The sequence below is a fragment of the Bradyrhizobium sp. NAS80.1 genome, assembly GCF_001908205.1.
GTDB lineage: Bacteria > Pseudomonadota > Alphaproteobacteria > Rhizobiales > Xanthobacteraceae > Bradyrhizobium.
Genome location: NZ_LGHL01000037.1, coordinates 1 through 22,026, shown reverse-complemented (window position 1 = coordinate 22,026; position 22,026 = coordinate 1). Strand labels below are relative to the sequence as shown.

17 protein-coding genes and 1 pseudogene are annotated in these 22,026 nt (G+C 64.5%); 8 read left to right on the top strand and 10 right to left on the bottom strand.

Features of this window, described 5'->3' with window-relative positions; translation table 11 throughout:
* Positions 1-12: 12 nt before the first annotated feature.
* Positions 13-1,008, bottom strand: coding sequence for a TRAP transporter substrate-binding protein (locus AC629_RS09125; RefSeq protein WP_084804409.1), 996 nt, complete (start codon positions 1,006-1,008; stop codon positions 13-15).
* A gap of 62 nt (positions 1,009-1,070) precedes the next feature.
* Positions 1,071-2,789 carry an IlvD/Edd family dehydratase gene (locus AC629_RS09120; RefSeq protein WP_084804554.1) on the bottom strand — a complete coding sequence of 573 codons (1,719 nt, stop codon included), beginning with the start codon at positions 2,787-2,789 and terminating at the stop codon, positions 1,071-1,073.
* 176 nt (positions 2,790-2,965) lie between these two features.
* Here AC629_RS09120 and AC629_RS09115 point away from each other — a divergent pair, with 176 nt between their 5' ends.
* Complete coding sequence (locus AC629_RS09115) at positions 2,966-3,646, top strand: GntR family transcriptional regulator (protein WP_084804407.1); 681 nt, start codon at positions 2,966-2,968, stop codon at positions 3,644-3,646.
* A 301-nt stretch (positions 3,647-3,947) separates the two neighbouring features.
* On the opposite strand, the gene AC629_RS09110 is transcribed toward AC629_RS09115, so the two are convergent.
* Entirely contained in the window at positions 3,948-4,772 is an 825-nt protein-coding gene (locus tag AC629_RS09110; protein WP_084804405.1) for an NAD-dependent epimerase/dehydratase family protein, read from the bottom strand.
* Positions 4,773-4,863: 91 nt separating this feature from the next.
* On the opposite strand from AC629_RS09110, the gene AC629_RS09105 reads away from it, so the two are divergent.
* Entirely contained in the window at positions 4,864-5,832 is a 969-nt protein-coding gene (locus AC629_RS09105) for an SMP-30/gluconolactonase/LRE family protein (RefSeq protein WP_084804403.1), read from the top strand.
* Between the two features lie 285 nt (positions 5,833-6,117).
* Here AC629_RS09105 and AC629_RS09100 read toward each other — a convergent pair whose 3' ends face one another.
* A complete protein-coding gene (locus AC629_RS09100) occupies positions 6,118-7,548 on the bottom strand; it encodes an aldehyde dehydrogenase family protein (RefSeq protein WP_084804553.1) in 1,431 nt (476 codons plus the stop codon).
* A gap of 155 nt (positions 7,549-7,703) precedes the next feature.
* Between AC629_RS09100 and AC629_RS09095 the strand changes: the two are divergent.
* Positions 7,704-8,632 (top strand): annotated as a pseudogene (locus tag AC629_RS09095) (OB-fold nucleic acid binding domain-containing protein); the annotation flags it as partial.
* Between the two features lie 148 nt (positions 8,633-8,780).
* Here the strand turns inward: AC629_RS09095 and AC629_RS09090 are convergent.
* Entirely contained in the window at positions 8,781-9,551 is a 771-nt protein-coding gene (locus AC629_RS09090) for an SDR family NAD(P)-dependent oxidoreductase (protein ID WP_084804401.1), read from the bottom strand.
* A gap of 219 nt (positions 9,552-9,770) precedes the next feature.
* Positions 9,771-10,058, bottom strand: coding sequence for a hypothetical protein (locus AC629_RS09085; RefSeq protein ID WP_084804552.1), 288 nt, complete (start codon positions 10,056-10,058; stop codon positions 9,771-9,773).
* Positions 10,059-10,193: 135 nt separating this feature from the next.
* On the opposite strand from AC629_RS09085, the gene AC629_RS09080 reads away from it, so the two are divergent.
* The 3 genes from AC629_RS09080 (at position 10,194) to AC629_RS09070 (ending at position 16,138) form a co-directional block, all read left to right on the top strand.
* Positions 10,194-11,594 carry a CoA transferase gene (locus AC629_RS09080; protein ID WP_084804399.1) on the top strand — a complete coding sequence of 467 codons (1,401 nt, stop codon included), beginning with the start codon at positions 10,194-10,196 and terminating at the stop codon, positions 11,592-11,594.
* 154 nt (positions 11,595-11,748) lie between these two features.
* Positions 11,749-12,993: an efflux RND transporter periplasmic adaptor subunit gene (locus tag AC629_RS09075; RefSeq protein WP_084804397.1), complete on the top strand. Its 1,245-nt coding sequence runs from the start codon at positions 11,749-11,751 to the stop codon at positions 12,991-12,993.
* 28 nt (positions 12,994-13,021) lie between these two features.
* Entirely contained in the window at positions 13,022-16,138 is a 3,117-nt protein-coding gene (locus tag AC629_RS09070) for an efflux RND transporter permease subunit (protein WP_084804395.1), read from the top strand.
* Positions 16,139-16,165: 27 nt separating this feature from the next.
* On the opposite strand, the gene AC629_RS09065 is transcribed toward AC629_RS09070, so the two are convergent.
* The 4 genes from AC629_RS09065 to AC629_RS09050 all read right to left on the bottom strand — a co-directional run bounded on the left by AC629_RS09065 (position 16,166) and on the right by AC629_RS09050 (position 20,441).
* Positions 16,166-17,077, bottom strand: a complete 912-nt coding sequence (locus tag AC629_RS09065; protein WP_084804393.1) for an amidohydrolase family protein — start codon at positions 17,075-17,077, stop codon at positions 16,166-16,168.
* 171 nt (positions 17,078-17,248) lie between these two features.
* Positions 17,249-18,679, bottom strand: a complete 1,431-nt coding sequence (locus AC629_RS09060; RefSeq protein WP_143199012.1) for a TolC family outer membrane protein — start codon at positions 18,677-18,679, stop codon at positions 17,249-17,251.
* Positions 18,680-18,868: 189 nt separating this feature from the next.
* Positions 18,869-19,648, bottom strand: a complete 780-nt coding sequence (locus tag AC629_RS09055) for an enoyl-CoA hydratase (protein WP_074119464.1) — start codon at positions 19,646-19,648, stop codon at positions 18,869-18,871.
* Positions 19,649-19,787: 139 nt separating this feature from the next.
* Positions 19,788-20,441, bottom strand: coding sequence for a hypothetical protein (locus AC629_RS09050; RefSeq protein ID WP_084804389.1), 654 nt, complete (start codon positions 20,439-20,441; stop codon positions 19,788-19,790).
* A gap of 291 nt (positions 20,442-20,732) precedes the next feature.
* On the opposite strand from AC629_RS09050, the gene AC629_RS09045 reads away from it, so the two are divergent.
* On the top strand, positions 20,733-21,278 hold the full coding sequence (locus AC629_RS09045) for a sigma-70 family RNA polymerase sigma factor (protein ID WP_084804387.1): 546 nt from the start codon (positions 20,733-20,735) through the stop codon (positions 21,276-21,278).
* 2 nt (positions 21,279-21,280) lie between these two features.
* Positions 21,281-21,919: an NrsF family protein gene (locus tag AC629_RS09040; RefSeq protein WP_084804385.1), complete on the top strand. Its 639-nt coding sequence runs from the start codon at positions 21,281-21,283 to the stop codon at positions 21,917-21,919.
* The last annotated feature ends 107 nt before the right edge of the window (positions 21,920-22,026 follow it).

The following is a 22,026-nucleotide window of genomic DNA, read 5'->3' as shown; positions in this document are numbered from 1 at the left end:
CATCATGAGGGTTCAGTTGATCGACCGGATCAGGTCCTTGATCTTCTCGGCATGCGGGCCGAGTTCCTTGGCGAGCTTGTCGAGATAGGGATCGGCGATCGTCGTAAAACTCTTCTTGTCGACATTATCGACGATCTTGACGCCCATCTTCTTCAGCTTCTCGGCCGCGGTCCGCTCGAGCTCGAACGCCTTTTGCGGCTCCTTGGAGCTGATCTCGTTCGCCGCGGTCTGGACCCACTGTTTCTGTTCGGCCGACAGGCCCTGCCAGAGCTTGTCGGAGATGAATACCAGGGCGTTGTTGGCCTCATGCTCGGTGATGTTCAGGACCGGGGCGACCTCGTAGTGCTTGTTGACGAGGTAGACGTTGATGCTGTTCTCGGCGACGTCCACCACACCCGTTTGCAACGAGGTGTAGACGCTGCCGAACGGCATATGCACGGTCTGGGCGCCATAGGCCGGAAACATTGTGTCCTCGGTCGCGGTCGCCTGCACGCGGACCTTCAGGCCCTTGATGTCGCCGACATTGTGGATCTCCTTCTTGGAGTACATGTGGCGCACGCCCTGCGAGCCCGTCGCGATGACGTGCAGGCCCTGCGTGGTCTCGTCGATCATGGTCTTGAGCGCCTCGAACACACGGGGATCGGCCAGCCCCTTGATCACGTGGTTCTCGTCGCGGAACAGGAAGTGCAGCGACATCACGCCTGCCTGCGGCGAGATCGTCGCGGTATTGGCCGACGAGATGATCGCGAATTCGATGTCGCCGGACTTCACGAGCTGGAGCACCTGCGGCTCCTGTCCGAGCTGCGCGCCCGGATACTGGTCGATGATCATGGTCCCTTTGCTCAATTCCTTGAGCTTGTCGGCAAAGAGGTCGCCGGCGATCGAATAGCCGGTATTGCGCGGCTGGTCATAGGCGAAGCGATAATGCTTCACCTCCTGCGCCCCGGCTCCGGTGACGAACAGGACAGCGGCTGCTACCACCAACCCACGCATGGATCGTGCAATCATCGTCTCCCCCTGTTTTGATCGCCCGCCGCTTTAGCGGTCTGAGCGCTCGCTCGAGTGGTTGATCAACCCTTTTCGGTCTTCTTGCCAGTCCTCTGCATGAAATCGAAGTCGCAGCCCTCGTCGGCCTGCATGATGGTCTCGTTGAACAGCCAGGCGTAGCCGCGCCGCGCCTCCTCCGGCGTAGCGGCCGGCTTCAAGGCGGCGCGCCGCCGCTCCAGCTCCGCGGCATCGACCAGCAGCTCGATGCTGCGCTTGGCAACATCCAGACGGATCATGTCGCCGTTCTGGACCAGCGCGAGCGGTCCGCCGACGGCGGATTCGGGCGTGATGTGGAGAACGATGGTGCCGAACGCGGTGCCGCTCATGCGAGCATCCGAAATACGCACCATGTCCTTGGTGCCGCCACGCGCGAGCTTCTTCGGAATCGGCAGATAGCCCGCCTCGGGCATGCCCGGCGCGCCCTTGGGGCCGGCATTGCGCAGCACCAGCACGTCATCAGCGGTCACATCGAGATCGGGATCGTCGACCCGCAGGGTCATGTCCTCGACGGATTCGAACACCACCGCGCGCCCGGTGTGCTGCAGCAGCCTGGGGCTCGCGGCCGATTGCTTGATGACGGCGCCGCGCGGCGCGAGATTGCCGTGCAGGACGGCAAGACCGCCTTCCTTCTTGATCGGATTGTCACGCGGACGGATCGCGTCCTGACCGGGCACGTCTTCCGCTTTCGCGACGACGTCGCGCAGCGTCTGGCCCGTGATCGTCTTGGCATCGAGATCGATGAGGTCGCCGAGTTGCGCCAGCAGCTTCGGCACGCCTCCGGCGTGATGGAAATGCTCCATGTAATGCTCGCCGGACGGCTTGAGGTCGACCAGCACCGGCACTTCGCGGCCGATCTGGTCGAAGGCCTCAAGATCGAGCCGGTGCGGCGAACGATGCGCAATCGCGGTCAGATGAATCAAGCCGTTGGTCGAACCGCCGATCGCCTGGAGCACGACCTGCGCGTTCTTGAAGGAGGCCGGCGTCAGCACTTCGCTCGGCTTGGGGCCCTTGGCCTTGGCCATCTCCGCAGCAACCCGGCCGCTCGCCTCCGCGAGGCGGAAGCGCTCGGCATGCGGCGCGGGAATGGTCGCGCTCATCGGCAGCGAGAGGCCCATTGTTTCAATCATACAGGCCATCGTGGAGGCCGTGCCCATCACCATGCAGGTGCCGACGGACGGCGCCAGGCGCCCGTTCACCGCCTCGATCTCGGCATCGTCCATGTCACCGGCGCGGTATTTCGCCCACAGCCGGCGGCAATCGGTGCAGGCGCCCAACACCTCGCCCTTGTGATGGCCGACAACCATCGGGCCCACGGGGATGACGACAGTCGGCAAATCGGCGCTGACCGCCGCCATCACCTGCGCAGGCAATGTCTTGTCGCAGCCGCCGATCACAATCACCGAATCCATCGGTTGGGCGCGGATCATCTCCTCGGTATCCATCGCCATCAGATTGCGCAGATACATCGAGGTCGGATGCGCAAAGCTCTCCGCGATCGAGATGGTCGGAAATACGAACGGCATCGCGCCGGACAGCATCACGCCGCGCTTCGCCGCCTCGATGATGTCAAGGACATTGCCGTGGCAGGGATTGTAGTCGCTATAGGTGTTGATGATGCCGACGATCGGGCGCTCCAGCGCGTCGTCGGAATAGCCCATGGCCTTGATGAATGCCTTGCGCAGGAACAGCGAGAAGCCGGCATCGCCATAGCTCGTCAAACCCTTGCGCAAACCACTCGTCATCATGCCGCTCCTTCCAGGTTGCCATTGTGGTACAGCCTGCCCTTCGATTGTCAATAAGACTGGTCCATATCGTCGCACTTTCTGCCACAGACACCGTTTGGTGCCACGAATTATTGACAACCCGCACCTTCCCTGCTCCACAGGACGGACCGGCCGGGCGCCGGGAGGCTGAGGGGATGTCCGACATTCGCACCGCAGACGCCATGACGGTCCGGCGCGACGATCCGGACGATGTCGTCGCGCGTCTGGAGGAGGACATCATCTTCGGCCGCCTGCCGCCGGGTGCGCGTCTCACCGAAGACGCGCTGATGTCGCGCTACGGCACCTCCAGGCATTTCGTGCGCCAGGCGCTGGTGGATGCGGAGCGACGCGGCATTGTCCGCCGCGAGAAGAATGTCGGCGCCGCCGTCCGGTTCTACTCGGCCGAGGAAGTCCGGCAGATCTACGAAGTCCGGGAGATGCTGACGCGGCAGGCCGCACTGATGATCCCGCTGCCCGCAAAGCAAGGCCTCATCGACGAATTGACCATTCTGCAGCGGCAGTATTGTGCGAAGGCCGACGCGCAGGATCTGCGCGGCATCCACGAGGCCAACGACGCCTTCCACCTCGCGCTGTTTTCGGCTTGCGGCAATCCCTATCTGGTGCGCTCGCTCCAGGACTACATGAACCTGACGCTGCCGATGCGCGCGAAGAACCTCGCAGACCGCGACGGGCTTGCGCAATCGCGGCGCCAGCACGAGCTGATGATCGAGCTATTGAAGGGCCGCGACAGTTGGGCGTTCGCCCAGCTCTGCGTCGATCACATGCAGTTCAGCAAGTCGGATTATCTGGCGCGGATCGCGGGCGAGGAGAGCTAGCGCGGCAGCTTGCGGCAGCGCTATCGCATATGAAGAAAAACGTGGCGGGAAGCTCGCCTGCGGCCATCCTTCGAGGCGCCCGCCTAGGGCGGGCCCTCAGGATGAGGTCGCGTTTCGCGGCGAGATATCAAACCCTCATGGTGAGGAGCCCGCCGAAGCGGGCGTAGCGGACGATGCTTCGCATCGCCGCGAGAACCATGCAGGCCGAGCACGGTCGGCAACCTCTCGACCGTTATATGCGATAGCCCGCCCCTCTCCCCGCAAGCGGGGCGAAGGAGCACACCTGCATTCACGTCAAGCCTTAACGCTTATTCCAGTCGATGATGCGGCTCGTGTCGCCATCGAACTCATTGCTGCAGAACGCACCGCCCTGGTAGTGGTCGCCGATCGGGTCCGGCTTCAGCTTGGCTTGCTCGGCCATCGCATGCTCGCGGAAGTCCTCGGCGCGTCCCGTCGGGCGATAGCCGAATTCGTAGGCGCGATGATTGTCCCACCAGGCGCGCTCGTTGAGGGAGGCGCCGTAGAAGACCTCGAAATGGATGTCGGGATGTTCGAGCCCGATACGGCAAAGCTGAACGAGATCCTCGGGCTTCAGCCAGATCGCGAGCCGGCGCTGGTCGAGCGGCATGTCGCCGAAATTGCCGATGCGGAGGCAGGTCACCTTCAGGCCGTGCTTGTCGGCATAGAGCGCGCCGACCGCCTCGCCGAACACCTTGCTGACACCGTAGCGGCTGTCGGGGCGCGCCGTGACGTCGGTGCCGATCTTGTGGTGGCGCGGATAAAATCCGACAGCATGGTTCGAGGACGCGAAGACCACGCGCTTGACGCCCTTCTTGCGTGCCGCCTCGAATAGATTGTAGCCGCCGATGATGTTGGCCTGGAGGATGTCGTCCCAGGGGCCTTCGACTGAATAGCCGCCGAAATGGATGATGCCGTCGACGCCGTCGCAGATCGCCTCGACCTGCGCCATGTCGGACAGGTCCGCCGCCTTGAAGTTCTCGTTGGGGCCGAGATCGGCGGGCTCGCGGATATCGCTGAGCAAGAGGTTCGGATAGATCGGCGGCAGCAGCTTCCGCAGGCGCGTTCCGATTCCGCCCGAAGCTCCCGTCATCAAGATGCGCGGCATGTCTGTCCTCTTATATGGCGACCGATTTGCGGTCGTGGATCACTGATGATAGCAGACTTGAACAGAGGGAACGCAACAACGAGAACTGCACATGAACGATGCATCGTCCCACACTCAAGGCTGGCGGCCGGCGACTTATTACCCCGATCCGGCGATAAGTGCACTCAATCCCCGCTTCGAAAAATACTGGCTGAAGCTTTCGGCCGTGGAGCGACTGACCACCGGCCTGCGCTGGGCCGAGGGCCCGGTCTGGTTTGGCGATGGGCGATACCTGCTCTGCAGCGATATCCCGAACCAGCGCATCATCAAATGGGAAGAAGAGACCGGAGCGGTCTCGGTCTTCCGCAAGCCTTCCAATTTCGCCAACGGCAACACCCGCGACCGCCAGGGCCGGCTGATCACCTGCGAGCACGGCGGCCGGCGCGTGGTGCGCACCGAATATGACGGCACCATCACCGTGCTTATGGACTCGTTCAATGGCAAGCGACTGAACTCGCCGAACGACGTCGTCGTGAAGTCCGACGGCTCGATCTGGTTCACCGATCCGACCTTCGGCCTGCTCGGCAACTACGAGGGCTACAAGGCCGAGCCCGAGATCGACCCGAACGTCTACCGGCTCGATCCCGCGACCGGCAAGGCGACCATCGTCGCCGAGGGCGTGCTTGGTCCGAACGGGCTGTGCTTCTCGCCGGACGAGAAGATCCTCTACGTCGTCGAATCCCGCGGCGTTCCGAACCGCAAGATCCTCGCCTATGACGTCTCGTCCGACGGCACCACGATCTCCAACAAGCGCGTCTTCATCGATGCAGGTCCCGGCACACCCGACGGTATGCGCTGCGACATCGACGGCAATCTCTGGTGCGGCTGGGGCATGGGCGATCCCGAACTCGACGGCGTGGTGGTGTTCGCGCCCGACGGCGTCATGATCGGCCGCATCGCCCTGCCCGAACGCTGCGCCAATCTCTGCTTCGGCGGCGTCAAGCGCAACCGCCTGTTCATGGCGGCGAGCCAGTCGATCTACGCGCTGTATGTGAACACGCAAGGCGCGCTGGGGGGATAGTTGCTCCGCCGCCGTCATTCCGGGGCGCGCCTCTTCGGCGCCGAGCTACGGTGCGCAATTGCGCACGTGAGAATCCATCGTGCGACGGGGCCCGTGGACGAATAGATTCCGGGCTCGTCGCTTACGCGACGCCCCGGAATGACCGGAGAGCGACGGTTTCCGGATTGCTTGGTCGCTTCAGCGCAAAATTGCTTCGCAATTTTGTCGCGAGCTCCCCGCAATGACAAAACAAAAAACGCCGGAGCGGCTTCCCGCTCCGGCGTCATTCTGTTCAGGCGCTAACGCTTACGCCGCGTTGAAGCCGGCGACGGCCTTCACTTCGAGGAAGTCCTCGAGGCCGTACTTGCCCCACTCGCGGCCGTTGCCGGACTGCTTGTAGCCGCCGAACGGCGCGGTGCGGTCATTCGGCACGCCCTGGAGGTTGACGTTGCCGGCGCGGATCTGGCGACCGACCCGCTTGGCGTTCTCGACCGTATCGGCCGTGACGTAGCCGGCAAGGCCATAGGGCGTGTCGTTGGCGATCTTCACGGCGTCGGCTTCGTCCTTGGCGCCGATGATGGTCAACACCGGTCCGAAGATTTCTTCACGGGCAATCGTCATGTCGCTGGTGACGTCGGCGAAGATGGTCGGACGGACATAGAAGCCCTTGTTGACGCCTTCGGGCAGGCCCGGGCCGCCGGCGACGAGCGTTGCGCCCTCGTCGATGCCTTTCTTGATCAGCGCCTGGATCTTGTCCCACTGGCCGCGGTTGACGACCGGGCCGATGGTGGTGCCTTCGGCGCGCGGATCGCCCGCCTTGGTCTTGTCGGCGACAGCCTTCGCGATCGCGGCGACTTCCTTCATCTTCGACAGCGGCACGATCATGCGCGAGGGCGCGTTGCAGGACTGGCCGGAGTTGTTGAACATGTGCATCACGCCGCCGGTCACCGCCTTCTGCAGGTCGGCGCCTTCGAGGATGACGTTCGGCGACTTGCCGCCGAGCTCCTGACTGACGCGCTTCACGGTCGGGGCCGCGCGCTTGGCAACGTCGATGCCGGCGCGGGTCGAGCCGGTGAAGGAGATCATGTCGATGTCGGGATGCTCGCTCATGGCGGCGCCGACCTCGGGGCCGAGACCGTTGACGAGGTTGAACACGCCCTTCGGCACACCGGCTTCATGGAGGATTTCCGCGAAGATCAGCGCCGAGGTCGGCGTGAACTCCGACGGCTTCAGGATCATGGTGCAGCCGGCAGCGAGCGCGGGCGCGACCTTGCAGGCGATCTGGTTCAGCGGCCAGTTCCAGGGCGTGATCATGCCGACCACGCCGATCGGCTCACGCAGCACCATGGCGGTGCCGACCGGCTCCTCGAAATGATAGTTCTTGAGCACGTCGAGCGTGGTCATGAGATGGCCGAGGCCGGCGCCGGCCTGGAGCTTCTCCGCCATCGGCAGCGGCGCGCCCATCTCGTCGGAGACGGCGGCACCGATCTCCTTGAGACGACCCTTATAAACCTCGATGACCTTGGTGAGCAGCGCGACGCGCTCCTCGCGGCTGGTCTGGGAGAAAGTTGCAAAGGCGCGCTTGGCGGCGGCGACGGCCTTGTCCACGTCAGCCTTGGAGCCCAGTGCAACCTCGTACATCGCCTCTTCCGTCGCCGGATTGACGACCGGAGTGGACTTCTTGACGGCGGGATCGACCCAGGCGCCGTCGATGTAGAATTGCATACGATTGACCATCATTAACCTCTTCTTGGGGCATGGAGGGGGCGTTTCGGCAGGTATCCTTGCACGAAAGCACCCGCAATTGAACCCGCCATATGCGGGGCCAGCGTTGCGGCAGACGGAGACTATATGAGCGGATGGCGGGGACGTGGCAAGGTGGCACACCACCGTCATTCCGGGGCGCGACGAAGTCGCGAGCCCGGAATCCATACTCCCGATCGGGGTTATGGATTCCGGGCTCGACGCTGGCGCGCCGCCCCGGAATGACAGTGTGGAGAGAGCCCAGGACTGGGCCGACCGCATCATCGCCGCCCGCAGCCGCCGTCCCTTCACCTCACTCGAAGACTTCGCGCGCGATACCGGCCTGCCCAAGCGCGCGCTGATCCTGCTGGCGGACGCCGACGCGTTCCGCTCGCTCGGGCTCGACCGCCGCGAGGCGCTGTGGCAGGTGCGGCGGCTGCCGGACGATGTGCTGCTGCCGCTGTTCGAGGCGGCGACCGCGCGCGAGCAGCCGGACGAGCACGCCAAGCCGCTGCCTGTGATGCCGCGCGCCGAGCAGGTCGTCGCTGACTATCAGACCATCCGGCTATCGCTTAAGGGCCATCCGATGGAATTCCTGCGCGAGATGTTCACGCGCGAACGGGTGGTCGCTTGCAAGGACATCAGTCATGAGAACGAGCGGCGCCGCGTCCGCTGCGCCGGCGTGGTGCTGGTCCGGCAGCGGCCGGGCAGCGCCAGCGGCGTCGTGTTCATGACGCTTGAGGACGAAACCGGCATCGCCAATGTCGTGGTGTGGCCCAAGATCATGGAGCAGTACCGCAAAGAGGTGATGGGCGCGCGCCTCATCCTGGTCGAGGGCTATATCCAGAGCAGCCCCGAGAAGGTGACGCACCTCATCGCGCAGCGCATGACCGACCGCTCGCACGATCTGGTCGGTCTTGCCAACGATGCCCTGAGCCGCAAGCATCCGGTGCCATCAGGCGCCGCCCTGATCGAGCCCCTCAATGACGACCGTCGCGATCACGCGGATATGCCGGCGCAAAAGCTCCGCCACCCCCGCAACGTCCGCATCCTGCCGCCGTCGCGGGATTTTCATTGAGGCTGTGACGCAAGGTGCCGCCACACTCTCAGTCGTCATACCCCGCGAAAGCGGGGTATCCAGTACGCCGCGGCCTTTCGGTTCAATCACAGTCGCCTCTGGAATACTGGATCGCCCGATCAAGTCGGGCGATGACAGAGTGCCGCCCCTAAAAATTCACCCGGTTCGAGATCGCGCCGTCCACGACGAGATTCGAGCCGGTGGTGAATGACGACACCGGGCTTGCCAGAAACACCGCCGCGCTCGCGATTTCCTGCGGCGTTGCCATTCGGCCGGTCGGATTGCGGTTCATCGCATCCTTGTAGCGCTCCGGCATGTTCTTCTCGACCATGTTCCAGACGCCGCCCTTGAAATAGACGGTGCCGGGCGAGACCACGTTGACGCGGATTTTCTTCTTCGCATATTGCCGCGCCAGTCCCTTGGCCATGTGGATCAGTGCCGCCTTGATCGGTCCGTAGGAGCTTGCGAGGTCAGCCTGCGCCGCCGAAATCGAGGAGATGATGACGAAGGCGGAATCGCCGCTTTTCTCGCCGCTGGCTTCGAGGAACGGCCGCGCGGCATCAAACGCGTGCACGGCGCCGAGCACGTCCAGCCGGAAGTTCTGTTCCCATGATGCGGCATCCTGGCCTTGCGCCATCGCGCCGGCATTGGAGAACAGCAAGTCGATGCCGCCAAGCTCTTTTGCGGCGCCCTCGATCCAGGACTTCAGCGCAGCGCCGTCGGTGACGTCGACCGGGCTGCCGATGGCGCGAACGCCGCTCGCCTTCAGTTCGGCAACAGTGGCCGCGACCTGATCCGCGTTGCGCGCGCACACCGCGACATTGGCGCCTTCACCGGCGAGCGTTGTCGCAATCGCCCGCCCGATACCGCGCGTGCCGCCGAGGACGATGGCGTTCTTTCCTTTGAGACCGAGATCCATTGTTTGGCTCCTCTTTGTTGATCGCAGGGAGCTTAGTTGTTTGAGCGAGGATGTCGAATTCGTTCTCAGTGTCATACCCCGCGAAGGCGGGGTATCCAGTACGCCGTGCCATCTCGGCTCTATTACTTTGGTTTCTGGAATACTGGATCATCCGCCCCAGTGCGCAAGTGCGCACAAGGCGGATGATGACACAGTGCGAGATGGTCGGACGCCCGCCCCTCACTCAGGCGCAGCTCCCACCGGCGGGCCGCCGGACGGGCGGTGCAGGAAGGTCATCGACGCGTAGGCGCCGACCCAGGAGCCGGCCGCGGCGAAGGCGACATAGAAGGCGTTCTCGGTGTAGCTGATCACCGCGTAGGATGAGAGCAGGTACCAGATCGCGCTCCAACTCGCGGCCGGCACGCGCTTGCGTGCGATCACGGCGGATGTGAACATCACGTAGACCGCGTCGGTCGCCGCCGTTGCGACGAACACGGCGCCTGCGGTGAGGGGGGCGATGGCGGCCATTGCATTCCTTTCCGCGATCATGAATGGTCGAAAAGTAGAGCATGATCCGGAAAAGTGCGCAGCGGTTTTCCGAAAAGATCATGCTCAAACAACAACCTAAAGCGCGATGACGATCATCGCGCTAGAGAAGCGGTCATGCAAAGTCCCGCTGATATTCTCAAGGACATCTGGACCTCCGTCGGCGGCGACGCCGCCGCGCTCGAGCGTGTGCACCTGACCGGCGATGAGCCGCAGATCCCGTCCTCGTTTCGCGTTGCCGTTGCCGGCCAGACGACGATCGCCGCTGCTGGCCTCGCCGCCGCTGAAATCTGGAGACTGCGCAGTGGCGTGGCGCAGGAGGTCACCGTCGACATGCGCCACGCCGTCGCCGAATGCCGCTCCGAGCGTTATCTGCGCCTCGACGACAAGCCGCCGCCACCGGCCTGGGACGCCATCGCCGGAGTCTACAAGACCGGCGACAGCCGCTTCGTCCGCTGCCACACCAATTTCCCGCATCACCGCGACGCCGTCTGCAGGGTGCTCGGTTGCGAACCCGAGCGCGAGAAAGTTCAAGCAGCGTTGATGCAATGGAAGGGCGAGGATTTCGAGACCGCCGCCTATGCCGCCGGCGGCGTCGTTGCCTTGATGCGGAGCTACGACGAATGGTCGGCGCTGCCGCAGGCGTGCGCGCTCGCTGAGCTGCCGCTGATCTCGATCGAGAAGATCGGCGACGCCCCGCCAAAGCTATGGCCCAAAGGTCATCGTCCGCTCGCCGGCCTTCGCGTGCTCGATCTCTCCCGCGTCATCGCAGGCCCCGTCGCCGGCCGCACGCTCGCCGCGCACGGTGCGGATGTGCTCCTGGTTTCAGGGCCTGAGCTGCCCGCCATTCCCTGGCTCACCATCGACACCGGCCGCGGCAAGCTCACGACGTTGGTCGAACTGAAGAGCGAGGCGGGACGGGCGCAACTGCGCGACCTTCTGAAAGACGCCGACATCTTCTCGCAAGGCTATCGCCCACGCGCGCTCGCTGCTCTCGGCTTCGCGCCGGAGGACGCAGCCAAAATCAATCCCGGCATCGTCTACGTCACCCTGTCGGCCTATGGCCATGCCGGCCCCTGGGCGGAGCGGCGCGGCTTTGATTCTCTCGTGCAGACCACGACCGGCTTCAACCATGCCGAGGGGCAGGCCGCCGGCATCGACGGGCCGAAGGAATTGCCGGCACAAATGCTCGACCACGCCACCGGCTATCTGATGGCGTTCGGCGCGATGATAGCCAGAGCCCGCCAGGCCCGCGAAGGCGGCAGCTGGCACGTCCGCGTGTCGCTGGCCCAGACCGGGCGCTGGCTGTGGCATCTCGGCCGGCTCGAAGGCGGCCTGAATACCCCGGATCTTGCGGGCGAGGCTGTACAGGCTGTGTTCATCGAGAGCGTGCCATCTGGCTTCGGCACGTTGAAGGCGGTGCGCCATTCGGCGGTGCTGTCGAAGACGCCGGCCAGATGGAGCCGTCCGGCGATGCCGCTCGGCAGCCATCCGCCGCAATGGCCGGCGCGAAGCTGACATGAAGCTGACAAGGATCTGACATGTCGCAAATTTTAACGTAACCGAAGGACGCCCAGCGTTTTTTAGGTTGTTTGAAATCTCGATTCAGCACTATTAGCGCGACCGATGAGGCAGTCTTCTGCCGAGATCATCGCAGATATGACCGGGCCCCATGGTAGCTAAAAATACCAAGCGATTGCAGGTGCTTACAAAACAGCGGGTGATTACATCCGTGGTTTTACTGGCACTTGCCGGTGCCGGGGCCTACGGCTTCCTCTATGCGGGCGCCAAGGAGAAGAGGCACTCCGAAATCTCCAGCCAGTCGCGCAGGAACGCCCAAAACTTCATGCCGACACCGTCCGAATGGGCGACGCTGACGATTGAGCCGGTCAAGGAGAAAGCCTTCCGCGCCGAGTACGTCACCGAAGGCAAGATCGCGGTCGACGAGGACCGCTCGACACCGGTGTTCTCGCCCTATGCCGGCCGGGTGACCAAGCTGCTCGTCAAGCCGGGCGAGAGCGTCACACAAGGTCAACCGCTGTTCACAATCGAGGCCGCCGACACCGTGCAGGCCCAGAACGATTTCATCTCGGCGATGACGTCGCAGAACAAGGCGAAGTCGGCCCTCGAACTCGCCGACATCCAGTTCAAGCGTGCCAAGGACCTCTATGAGGGGCACGCCGTTCCGCTGAAGGATTATCAGCAGGCGGAGGCGACCCAGGTCCAGGCGCAGAACGACATGCGCTCCTCAGTGACGGCGCTGGAGGCCGCCCGCAACAAGTTGCGCATCCTCGGTTTCACCGACGAGTCGATCAAGTCCTTCCAGGACAAGGGCGCCATCAATCCGGAGATCACGATCTATTCGCCGCTCGCGGGCACGGTCGTGCAGCGCAAGATCGGCCCCGGCCAGTATGTCAGCGCGGGCGCCAGCGACCCCGTGTTCGTGATCGGCGACCTGTCGACGGTCTGGCTCACGGCTTTCGTCCGCGAAAGCGATGCGGCCTCGGTCAATGTCGGTCAGGATATTGCCTTCAATGTCATGGCGCTGCCTGGCCATCCGTTTACGGCCAAGATCAACTACGTCGCCGCAGCGATCGACCCCAACACCCGCCGCCTGTTGGTTCGCGCCACCTTCGACAACAAGGACGGGCTGCTCAAGCCGGAGATGTTCGCCAATGTGACCATCTACTCGGCCAGCGGCCGTGCCGCACCGGCCGTGCCGAAGCAAGCGCTGATCTACGAAGCCGACCAGGTCCGGATCTGGGTCGCGCGCGAGGACAAGTCGGTCGAGCTGCGCCACATCAAGATCGGCCTCATCAATGGCAATGTCGTCGAGGTCACGAGCAACCTGAAGCCCGGCGAGCAGATCATCACCCGTGGCAGCCTGTTCATCGACCGCGCGGCGTCCGGTAGCTGATCGACGACAGAAGAAACTGAAGACCTGAATGGATCGCCTCGTCGCCTTTGCCGTCAACCGGCGCTTCCTGATGGTCGGCATGTTCGTCGCCGTGCTGATCGGCGGCGTGATCGCGTTCAACCAGCTCAACATCGAGGCCTATCCCGATCCGACCCCGCCGATGGTCGACATCGTGACGCAAAGCCCGGGCCTGTCGGCCGAGGAGATCGAGCGCTACATCACGATCCCGATCGAGACCCAGGTCGCAGGTCTGAAGAACCTCACGACCATCCGCACCATCTCGCTCTACGGCCTCTCCGACGTCAAACTCCAGTTCTCCTTTGCCTACACCTATGAAGAGGCGCTGCAGCAGGTCTTGAACCGGCTTGCGCAGCTCGCGCCGCTGCCGGGTAACGTGCAGCCGCAGATCTCGCCGCTCAGCCCGATCGGCGAGATTTTCCGCTACCGCCTCATCGGTCCGCCGAACTACAGCGTGCTCGACCTCAAGACGATCCAGGACTGGATCCTCCAGCGCCGCTTCCGCGCCGTGCCCGGCGTGATCGATGTCACCGGCTGGGGCGGCAAGAGCAAGACCTATGAGCTCCAGGTCGACAACAACAAGCTGGTGGCCAACGGCTTGACGCTGCCGCAGCTGCTCCAGGCGGTCAGCAATTCCAACGTCAATGTCGGCGGCAACACCGTCGATATCGGCCAGCAATCGGCCGTCGTGCGCGGCGTCGGCCTGATCCGCTCGATCGACGACCTCGCCAATACCATGATCGCCCAGACCAATGGCAATCCGGTGCTGGTCAAGGATGTCGCCACAGTCACCGTCGGTCAAAAGCCCCGTCTCGGCATTGCCGGCCTCGACGATGCCGACGACATCGTGCAGGGCATCGTCCTTATGCGGCGCGGCGAGCAGAGCACGCCGACCATCAAGCGCGTCGAGCAGCTCGTTCACACCATCAACGAATCCAGCATCCTGCCGCCCGGCGTGCGCATCGAGCGCATCTACGACCGCAAGGACCTGATCGACCTCACCACCCACACCGTGCTGCACAACATGGTGGTCGGCATTCTGCTGATCGTGCTGTTGCAGTGGATATTCCTCGGCGATTTGCGCAGCGCGCTGATCGTCGGCGCGACTATTCCATTCGCGCTGTTCTTCGCCGTGATCATCCTGGTGCTGCGCGGGGAATCGGCGAACCTGTTGTCGGTCGGCGCCATCGACTTCGGCCTGATCGTCGACGCCACCGTCATCATGGTGGAGGCGATCTTCCGCCGCCTGACGCAAACGACGCCGGTGTCGGAATCCGAACAGATGTCGCCCGAGACGCTGTTCGGCATGAAGAGCCACGCCATCCTCAGTGCCGCGGCCGACGTCTCGCGCTCGATCTTCTTTGCCGCGGCCATCATCATCGCCGCCTTCCTGCCGCTGTTCACGCTCTCCGGCGTCGAGGGCAATATCTTCGGGCCGATGGCGCGCACCTATGCCTATGCGCTGGCCGGCGGCCTGCTTGCGACGTTCACCGTCACGCCGGCGCTGTCCGCGATCATCCTGCCCGCGCATGTCGAGGAGACCGAGACCAGGGTCATGCAGATCCTGCACCGGCTCTACATGCCGGTGCTGAACTGGGCGGTCGCCAATCGCAACATCGTGCTCGGTGGCGCGGTCGGCCTCGTGCTGATGACGGTGGCGCTCGGCCGGCTGCTCGGCCTCGAATTCCTGCCCAAGCTGGAAGAGGGCAATCTCTGGATCCGCGCCACGCTGCCGCCGACCATCTCGCTCCAGGAAGGCAACAGCTACGTCAACGAGATGCGCAAGCTGATCCGCGCCCGGCCCGAAGTGGAATCCGTGGTATCGCAGCACGGCCGTCCCGACGACGGCACCGACGCCGCGGGCTTCTTCAACGCCGAGTTCTTCGCGCCGCTCAAGCCCGCGAGCCAGTGGCCCGGCACCCGAGACAAGGAAGAGCTGACCGCGCAACTGCTCAAGCAGCTCGACGATCGTTTCCCCGGCGTCGAGTTCAACTTCTCGCAATACCTCCAGGACAACGTCTCCGAAGCCGTCTCCGGCGTGAAAGGCGAGAACTCGATCAAGCTGTTCGGCAGCGATCTCCAGGCGCTCACCGACACCGCCAACAAGATCAAGTCGGTGCTGGCCACCGTGCAGGGCGTGACCGACCTTGCGGTGTTCACCTCGCTCGGCCAGCCGACCGTTCAGATCGACATCGACCGCGCCAAGGCCGCGCGCTATGGCCTCGCGCCGGGCGACATCAACGCCACGATCAAGGTCGCGATCGGCGGCGATACCGCGGGTGATCTCTACGAGCCGGGAAGCGACCGCCACTTCCCGATCATCGTTCGCCTTGCGCCCGAATATCGCAAGAGCGCCGAGGCGATCCAGAATTTGCGGATCGGCGCGCCCGGGCCGAACGGCACTGTCACGCAGATTCCCCTCAGCGAGGTCGCCAATATCAGCCTCGTCTCGGGCGCGGCCTACATCTATCGCGAGCAGCAGGAACGCTATCTGCCAATCAAGTTCTCGGTGCGCGAGCGCGACCTCGGCAGCGCGATCCGCGAGGCGCAGCAGAAGATCGCCGAACAGGTGCAGCTGCCGCCCGGCTCGCACATGGAATGGGTCGGCGAGTATGGCAATCTGCAGGACGCGATCAGGAGGCTGTCGATCGTGGTCCCGATCTCGCTGGCGCTGATCGCCATCCTGCTCTGGTTCAATTTCAGCTCGATGACGGACACGCTGCTCGCCATGAGCGTGATCCCGATGGCGATCTTCGGCGGTGTGCTTGGACTGGTGATCACCGGCACCGCCTTCAGCGTCTCCGCGGCGATCGGCTTCATCGCGCTGTTCGGCATCGCCGTGATGGACGGCATCATCATCATCTCGCAGTTCAACCAGCTCATCGAAGAGGGCATGGACCGCATGAGCGCGGTGATACGAACCGGCGAATTGCAGCTCCGTCCCGTGCTGATGACCTGCGTGGTCGCCGGCGTCGGCCTGTTGCCGGCGGCGCTGTCGGGAGGCATCGGCTCGCAGGTGCAGAAGCCGCTCGCGGTCGTGGTCGTCACCGGCATGATGCTGGCGCCGGTCGTGATCCTGGTGACCTTGCCGGTCCTGATCTCCTTCTTCTCCCGCCGCGCGCGCTGATCGCCGAAATCCGTCGCCCGCAGCGTATCAGAATCCGTAGAGGCGCGCCGGATTGTCGGCCAGGATCTTCTTGCGCACATCCGCATCCGGCGCCCACACAGGAAGCTGGTTGAGCAGAAGGCCGTCGTCGATGTTGTAGAAAGGCGCGACGTCAGTCGACTTTCGTCCGGGCACTGGAACGGAGTCGGGATGCGGCCAGTCGGTCCCCCAGACGATGCGGTCCGCGTTCGCTGCGATCAGTGCCCGCGCATAGGGCGCCATGTCCTGATAGTCGGGCCCGAGCTTTGACGAGCGATAGGCGCCGGAGATTTTGACATAGGCTTTGCCGGATTTCACGAGCTCGATCAGATCGGAAAATCCAGGCTGTTCCAGCCCGAGCGAGGCTTCAGCGCCACCAAAATGGTCGAACACCGCCGGCACGGGCGCAGCCAGCACGAGATCCCTGATCGCCGAGATCATCGGCAGCGTCGTGTAGAGCTGCACATGCCAGCGACGGGCCTTCATGCGCTCCACGGCGGCGGTTAAGCGGGCACGGCCGACATTGGGATCGTTGACGCCGTCGGTTGCGAGATTGATGCGGATGCCGCGGAAACCGGCCGCTTGCATCGCGTCGAGTTGGGCTTCCGTCGTCTTGTCGTCGATCACAGCCACCCCGCGCGCGGTCGCGCCACGCGCCTTCATGCCGAACAGGCTGGAGGAATTGTCCATGCCGTAGACGCTGGGGGTGACGATCACCACCCGCTCGATATGCAGCGCCCTGTGCAGCGCCGCCATCTCCTCCGGGGAGGCTGGCCCCGGCGTATAGACGCGCCCAGCGAAGAACGGAAATTTTTCGACATCGCCATGGATGTGAGTGTGGCAGTCGCAGGCATGGGCCGGGACGTCGAAATTGATCGTCGTCGCGGGTTGGGCTGCACGCGCGTGGACTTTGTCGGTCATGGCTACTCCGGCGGCGTAGAGGACGAAGACAGCGAAATGTCGAGCTACAGCATGATCCGGAAAAGTGTGCAGCGGTTTTCCGAGAAGATCATGCTCAAACAACAACCTAAAGCGCGATGACGATTCATCCCAATCTTATCGCGCTTTAGGGTGCTACCCTACAGCAGGATATCACTGCCCCGAGGGCGTGCGCAGGCCGTGCCAGGCGTCGCGGACCTGGTGGTAGTGCACCTCGGGCAGGTAGTCCGGCGTGTTCAGGCTCAAGGTCTTGACGTCGAGATGGCCCACGGCGCTGAGCAGCGTGTAGGAGGCGATGACGCGGTCGCGCAACGCGCCGATCAGGCGGGCCTTCGCCTGGATCAAATCGGCCTGTGAGTTCAGCACATCGACCGTCGTGCGCTGTCCGCCGGCGGCCTCGCGCTGCACGCCCTGGAGCGCGACGGTCGCCGCCTTCACCTCGGACTCCGAGGCCGAGACCGCGATCTTGGCGCCCTCGTTGGCGACCCAGGCGCTGACCGCCGCCGTGCGCGCCTGGTTGCGCACCTGGTCGAGCACGAGCCGGCTTTGTGCCGTGACCTCCTTGGCCTGGCGTGTCTGCGAGGCGGCCGTGCCGCCGTCGTAGATCGGCGCGGTGACGCTGGCGACGATCGATGCCTGGTTCTCGGCGAGGGTGCTCAGCGACGGGTCGTTGTCGCGGCTTTTGCTGGCGCTGCCCTGGACGCTGGCGCTCGGCAGCAGCGCGCCCTCCGCGACGCGGATATTGGTCGAGGCGACATCGACGTCGAAGCCTGCCGCCATCACCGCCGGATGCTGGCGGATGGCCATCGTCATCGAGTCCTCGCGGCTCTTCGGCAGATAGCGGTCGACGACCTCGGCAGGCCGGAGCTGCGACGGGGGATTGCCGATCACCTGGGCGTAGGTCGCCTGGCTCACGGCAAGCGCGACTTCGGCGGCGTTGAGATCGGCAAGGCCGCGGTTGAGGCGCGCCTCGGCTTGGGCGGTATCGGTCGGCGTGACGTCGCCGGCATTGAGGCGGCGTTGGGTGACGGCGAGCGTCTCGCGCAGGAACGCGACGTTGGAGCGCTGCGCCTCGACCAGCGACTGGTTCGCCAGCACGTTGGTGTAGGCAGTGACCGCGTCGAGCAGCACGCCCTGACCGACGTTGCGCAGCGCCTCGCGGCCGGACTGCACCTGGAGTTCCGCGACCCGCACGCTGTTGGCGGTGCGAAAGCCGTTGAACAGGGTCTGCGTCACCGTGACGCCGATGACCCATGGCTTCAGACTAGCGGTCTGGATGGTGTTGTCGGGAAGCAGGTTGCGCACCGTCTGCAGGCCGGCGCTGAGGCTCGCCACGATCTGCGGCCGGTAGCCGGCCAGCGCCTGCGGCACGTTTTCGTCCGTCGCGCGCTGCCGCGCACGCGCGGCATTGAGCTGCGGATTGGTTTGGTAAGCCTTGACGAGCGCCTCCGGCAGGGCTTCAGCCCATGCGGCCGAGGGTAGGGCGCAACAGACCGCCAGCGTGGTCCATGTCGCCAACACAGGACCCAAGCCCGATCGATGTCGCGTCATCACGCGACCAGCCCTGGCGGCACGCCCAATCATGTAATCCTGCAAACCCCGCCTGTCCGTCCCCGCCGACGGCGGCCTTCATACCTTTTTAACCAGCGCCGGTCCCGCAGGCAAACTGCCACGGGGAAAACCCCTGTGTATTCCCTGCTTGTTGCAGGTGCGTCACAGGGGGCCTCCGGGATAGCGGGAGGGACTTAGCCCAGCACTGCCGGGGGCCCTGCCTTACCGGTTCTTGTTCACCGGCTTCCGCTTCTCGATGAACGCCGCCATGCCCTCGGAGCGGTCTTCCAGCGCGAAGGTCGAGTGGAACAGGTTGCGCTCGACGCTCATGCCCTCGGCGAGCGTGGTTTCGAAGGCGCGGTTCACCGCTTCCTTGGCCATCGCGGCCGCAGGGCGCGACATCGCGGCGATCTTCTCGGCCGCTGCCATGACTTCGTCCATCAGCTTGTCGGCCGGCACGATGCGGCTGACGAGGCCGCTGCGCTCGGCTTCTGCTGCATCCATCATGCGGCCGGTGAGGCAGAGGTCCATTGCCTTGGACTTGCCGATCGCGCGCGTCAGGCGCTGGGTGCCGCCGATGCCGGGAATGGTGCCGAGCGTGATTTCGGGCTGGCCGAATTTGGCGGTGTCGGCGGCGATGATGAAGTCGCACATCATGGCGAGTTCGCAGCCGCCACCGAGCGCGTAGCCTGCGACCGCGGCAATCGTCGGCTTGCGGCAGCGCGCGACGCGATCGCCGCCGATCGCGGCGAAGTCCTCCGAGAACATGTCGATGAAGCCCTTCGGCTGCATCTCCTTGATGTCGGCGCCGGCGGCAAAGGCCTTCTCGCTGCCGGTCACGACGATGCAGCCGATGGCATCATCGGCCTCGAGGTCGTCAACGGCCGCGGCAATCTCGCGGAAGACGCCGAAGGAGAGCGCATTGAGCATCTTCGGCCGGTTCAGCTTGACGATGCCGACCGCGCCTTTGCTCTCGACGATGATGTGTTCGAACGTGCTCATGCTCCACCCACGCTTTTGATTGGGCGGGCAATGTGCCCGCTGGCGCGGCGGGCTTCAAGGGGGCCCAAAAAGCTCTGGGAACAAGGCCGCCGGAACACGCAAGATGCGTGTTCCGGACGAGGTCCCCCCAGGCCTTGATTCAGGCCATGAACATGCGTGCGGCGGAGGCCAGTGTCAGGAACGCGCCGAAGCCGATGAAGATCTTGCCGATCAGGGAGCTCTGGTCCCAGGCCGAGCTCTGGCTGCTTGCCATCACCGGCGCCGGCCGCGGCTGCGCGTCGGTTGCGGCAATCACCGCCTTTTGCGCCGCCGGGTTGTCCTGTTGCAGGGCGCGGTCGAGGTCGTTGAGCTGATCGGGCGCCACCACTTGGGCCTCGGCATCAGCGGTATTATCGGCCGCTGCCTGGACATTGTCGTTGGCGCGGCCGGCCATCGCGGAGGCCGCGGCAGCCGTCGGCGTATCAGCGGCGGCGACCTGTGCATTGGCGTTGGCGACTTGCGGCGGCATCTGGCCGGACGCCGGCACGTCATTGTTGGCCTTGGCCTCGTCGGTCTTCGGCGCGGCGCCCGTCTTGTCAGCCTTGTCGTCGGATTTCTGCGCCGCCTTGCTGCTGCTATGGCTGGAGGTGTGGCGCCGGTGCTTGCTCGGCTTGGCCTCATCGGTCTGCTTGTCTGCGCTGTCGGATTTGCTGCTTGCAGCCGAACTCGGCGCTGCCTGTGCAACGCCTCCGAACAGCAAGAAAAGTCCGGCGACAAGAAGGATCGATGCCGCGCGTTCGCTGGCTTTCATCATGTTGACGATCTCCCCAATTCCGCCCGTCCCGGGACCGAACAGAGACGCTGCGGCGTGACCACAGCGGGGCAGAAAATGGGAATCTTCGAGCTACACCGGGCGAAAAGGGGGCAGGGCGCCCTTTCGTGACCGGCCCTCGGGTGCGGACGCGACCGATCGATGTTATGAGCCGTCGCGGAACTTCCGCGGCTGCTCGGACAGCGAGGCTTGGCGCAGATCACGAATTCGTGATCTGCTGGCGCCGACGTAACAAATTGAAAGAGTGGCCGAATTCTATGGTGAGGGGCGCGCGTGCGCGGACGTGAGGACGAGTGGACCGGCCTGATGCGGTCGGCCATGGCGGGCGATGATGCAGCGTATCATCACCTGTTGAAGGCGGTCACGCCGGTGCTGCGTGCCGCTGCGAGGCGCGGTCTGGCGCGGGCAGGCCAGCCTCCCGACCAGGCCGAGGATATCGTGCAGGAGATTCTGTTGGCGGTGCATCTGAAACGGCACACCTGGGACAGCGAAGCTCCCTTCGCGCCGTGGCTGTTCGCGATCGCCCGCAACAAGCTGATCGATGCGCTCAGGCGGCGCGGCAAGCGCGTCTTCGTCAACATCGACGATTTCGCCGAGGCCCTGCCGGGCGAGGTGCCGGAGGAGACCGCGTCGGCGGGCGAGGTCGCAGCACAGCTCAACACCCTGCCGCAGCGCCAGCGCGACGTGTTGCAGTCGATCGCTGTCGATAGCGCTTCGATCAAGGACACGGCGGCAAAATTTTCGATGAGCGAAGGTGCGGTGCGGGTCGCGCTGCATCGCGGACTTGCAGCGCTCACTGCCAAACTGCGGGACCACTAGTCATGGATACCGATCAACTCATTCGCACGCTCGCGGCCGACAACGCCCACCGCGCTCCGCGCGTCGGCGCCATGCTGACGATGGCGCTGCTGGTGGCGGCGCCCCTGTCGATCCTGATCTTTGCGACGACCCTCGGCGTGCGCGCCGACGTGATGAGCGCGATGCACAACCCGTTCTTCGACATGAAGTTCGCGGTCACGCTGTCGCTCGCGATCCCCGCCATCATCGTCAGTCTGCATCTGTCGCGGCCCGAGGCCTTGATGCGCGGCTGGGGCTGGCTGCTGCTGCTTCCCGTGGGCCTGCTTGCGGTTGCGATCGGCAGCGAAACGATGATGGCGCCGGCGATGCCGATGACGATGCGGCTGATGGGCAAGAATTCCAGGGCCTGCCTGTTGGCAATCCCCGCGATGTCGCTGCCGCTGCTCGCGGGCGCATTGTTTGGCCTGCGGCACGGCGCACCCTCGCGCCCCGCGCTTGCGGGAGCACTGGCCGGCTTGCTCTCGGCGGGGCTCGCCGCGACGCTCTATGCGGCGCATTGCACTGACGACTCGCCGTTGTTCGTCGCGACCTGGTACACGATCGCAACCGCGGTGGTGACGGCGATCGGCGCGGCGGTCGGCTCGAAAGTCCTGCGGTACTAGAGCGTTTTCGAGCGAAGTGGATACCGGTTCGCGTAAAGAAAACGCGTCAAAACAAGAATCTAGAGCCCCGTTCCGATTCCATCGGAACGGAAATGGCTCTAGCTCCG

What these genes read in the sequence shown, in the direction of transcription:
- AC629_RS09125 (WP_084804409.1), bottom strand. Translation starts at nt 1,008, where the DNA reads ATGATTGCACGATCCATGCGTGGGTTGGTGGTAGCAGCCGCTGTCCTG.
- AC629_RS09120 (WP_084804554.1), bottom strand. Translation starts at nt 2,789, where the DNA reads ATGACGAGTGGTTTGCGCAAGGGTTTGACGAGCTATGGCGATGCCGGC.
- AC629_RS09115 (WP_084804407.1), top strand. Translation starts at nt 2,966, where the DNA reads ATGTCCGACATTCGCACCGCAGACGCCATGACGGTCCGGCGCGACGAT.
- AC629_RS09110 (WP_084804405.1), bottom strand. Translation starts at nt 4,772, where the DNA reads ATGCCGCGCATCTTGATGACGGGAGCTTCGGGCGGAATCGGAACGCGC.
- AC629_RS09105 (WP_084804403.1), top strand. Translation starts at nt 4,864, where the DNA reads ATGAACGATGCATCGTCCCACACTCAAGGCTGGCGGCCGGCGACTTAT.
- AC629_RS09100 (WP_084804553.1), bottom strand. Translation starts at nt 7,548, where the DNA reads ATGGTCAATCGTATGCAATTCTACATCGACGGCGCCTGGGTCGATCCC.
- AC629_RS09090 (WP_084804401.1), bottom strand. Translation starts at nt 9,551, where the DNA reads ATGGATCTCGGTCTCAAAGGAAAGAACGCCATCGTCCTCGGCGGCACG.
- AC629_RS09085 (WP_084804552.1), bottom strand. Translation starts at nt 10,058, where the DNA reads ATGGCCGCCATCGCCCCCCTCACCGCAGGCGCCGTGTTCGTCGCAACG.
- AC629_RS09080 (WP_084804399.1), top strand. Translation starts at nt 10,194, where the DNA reads ATGCAAAGTCCCGCTGATATTCTCAAGGACATCTGGACCTCCGTCGGC.
- AC629_RS09075 (WP_084804397.1), top strand. Translation starts at nt 11,749, where the DNA reads ATGGTAGCTAAAAATACCAAGCGATTGCAGGTGCTTACAAAACAGCGG.
- AC629_RS09070 (WP_084804395.1), top strand. Translation starts at nt 13,022, where the DNA reads ATGGATCGCCTCGTCGCCTTTGCCGTCAACCGGCGCTTCCTGATGGTC.
- AC629_RS09065 (WP_084804393.1), bottom strand. Translation starts at nt 17,077, where the DNA reads ATGACCGACAAAGTCCACGCGCGTGCAGCCCAACCCGCGACGACGATC.
- AC629_RS09060 (WP_143199012.1), bottom strand. Translation starts at nt 18,679, where the DNA reads ATGATTGGGCGTGCCGCCAGGGCTGGTCGCGTGATGACGCGACATCGA.
- AC629_RS09055 (WP_074119464.1), bottom strand. Translation starts at nt 19,648, where the DNA reads ATGAGCACGTTCGAACACATCATCGTCGAGAGCAAAGGCGCGGTCGGC.
- AC629_RS09050 (WP_084804389.1), bottom strand. Translation starts at nt 20,441, where the DNA reads ATGATGAAAGCCAGCGAACGCGCGGCATCGATCCTTCTTGTCGCCGGA.
- AC629_RS09040 (WP_084804385.1), top strand. Translation starts at nt 21,281, where the DNA reads ATGGATACCGATCAACTCATTCGCACGCTCGCGGCCGACAACGCCCAC.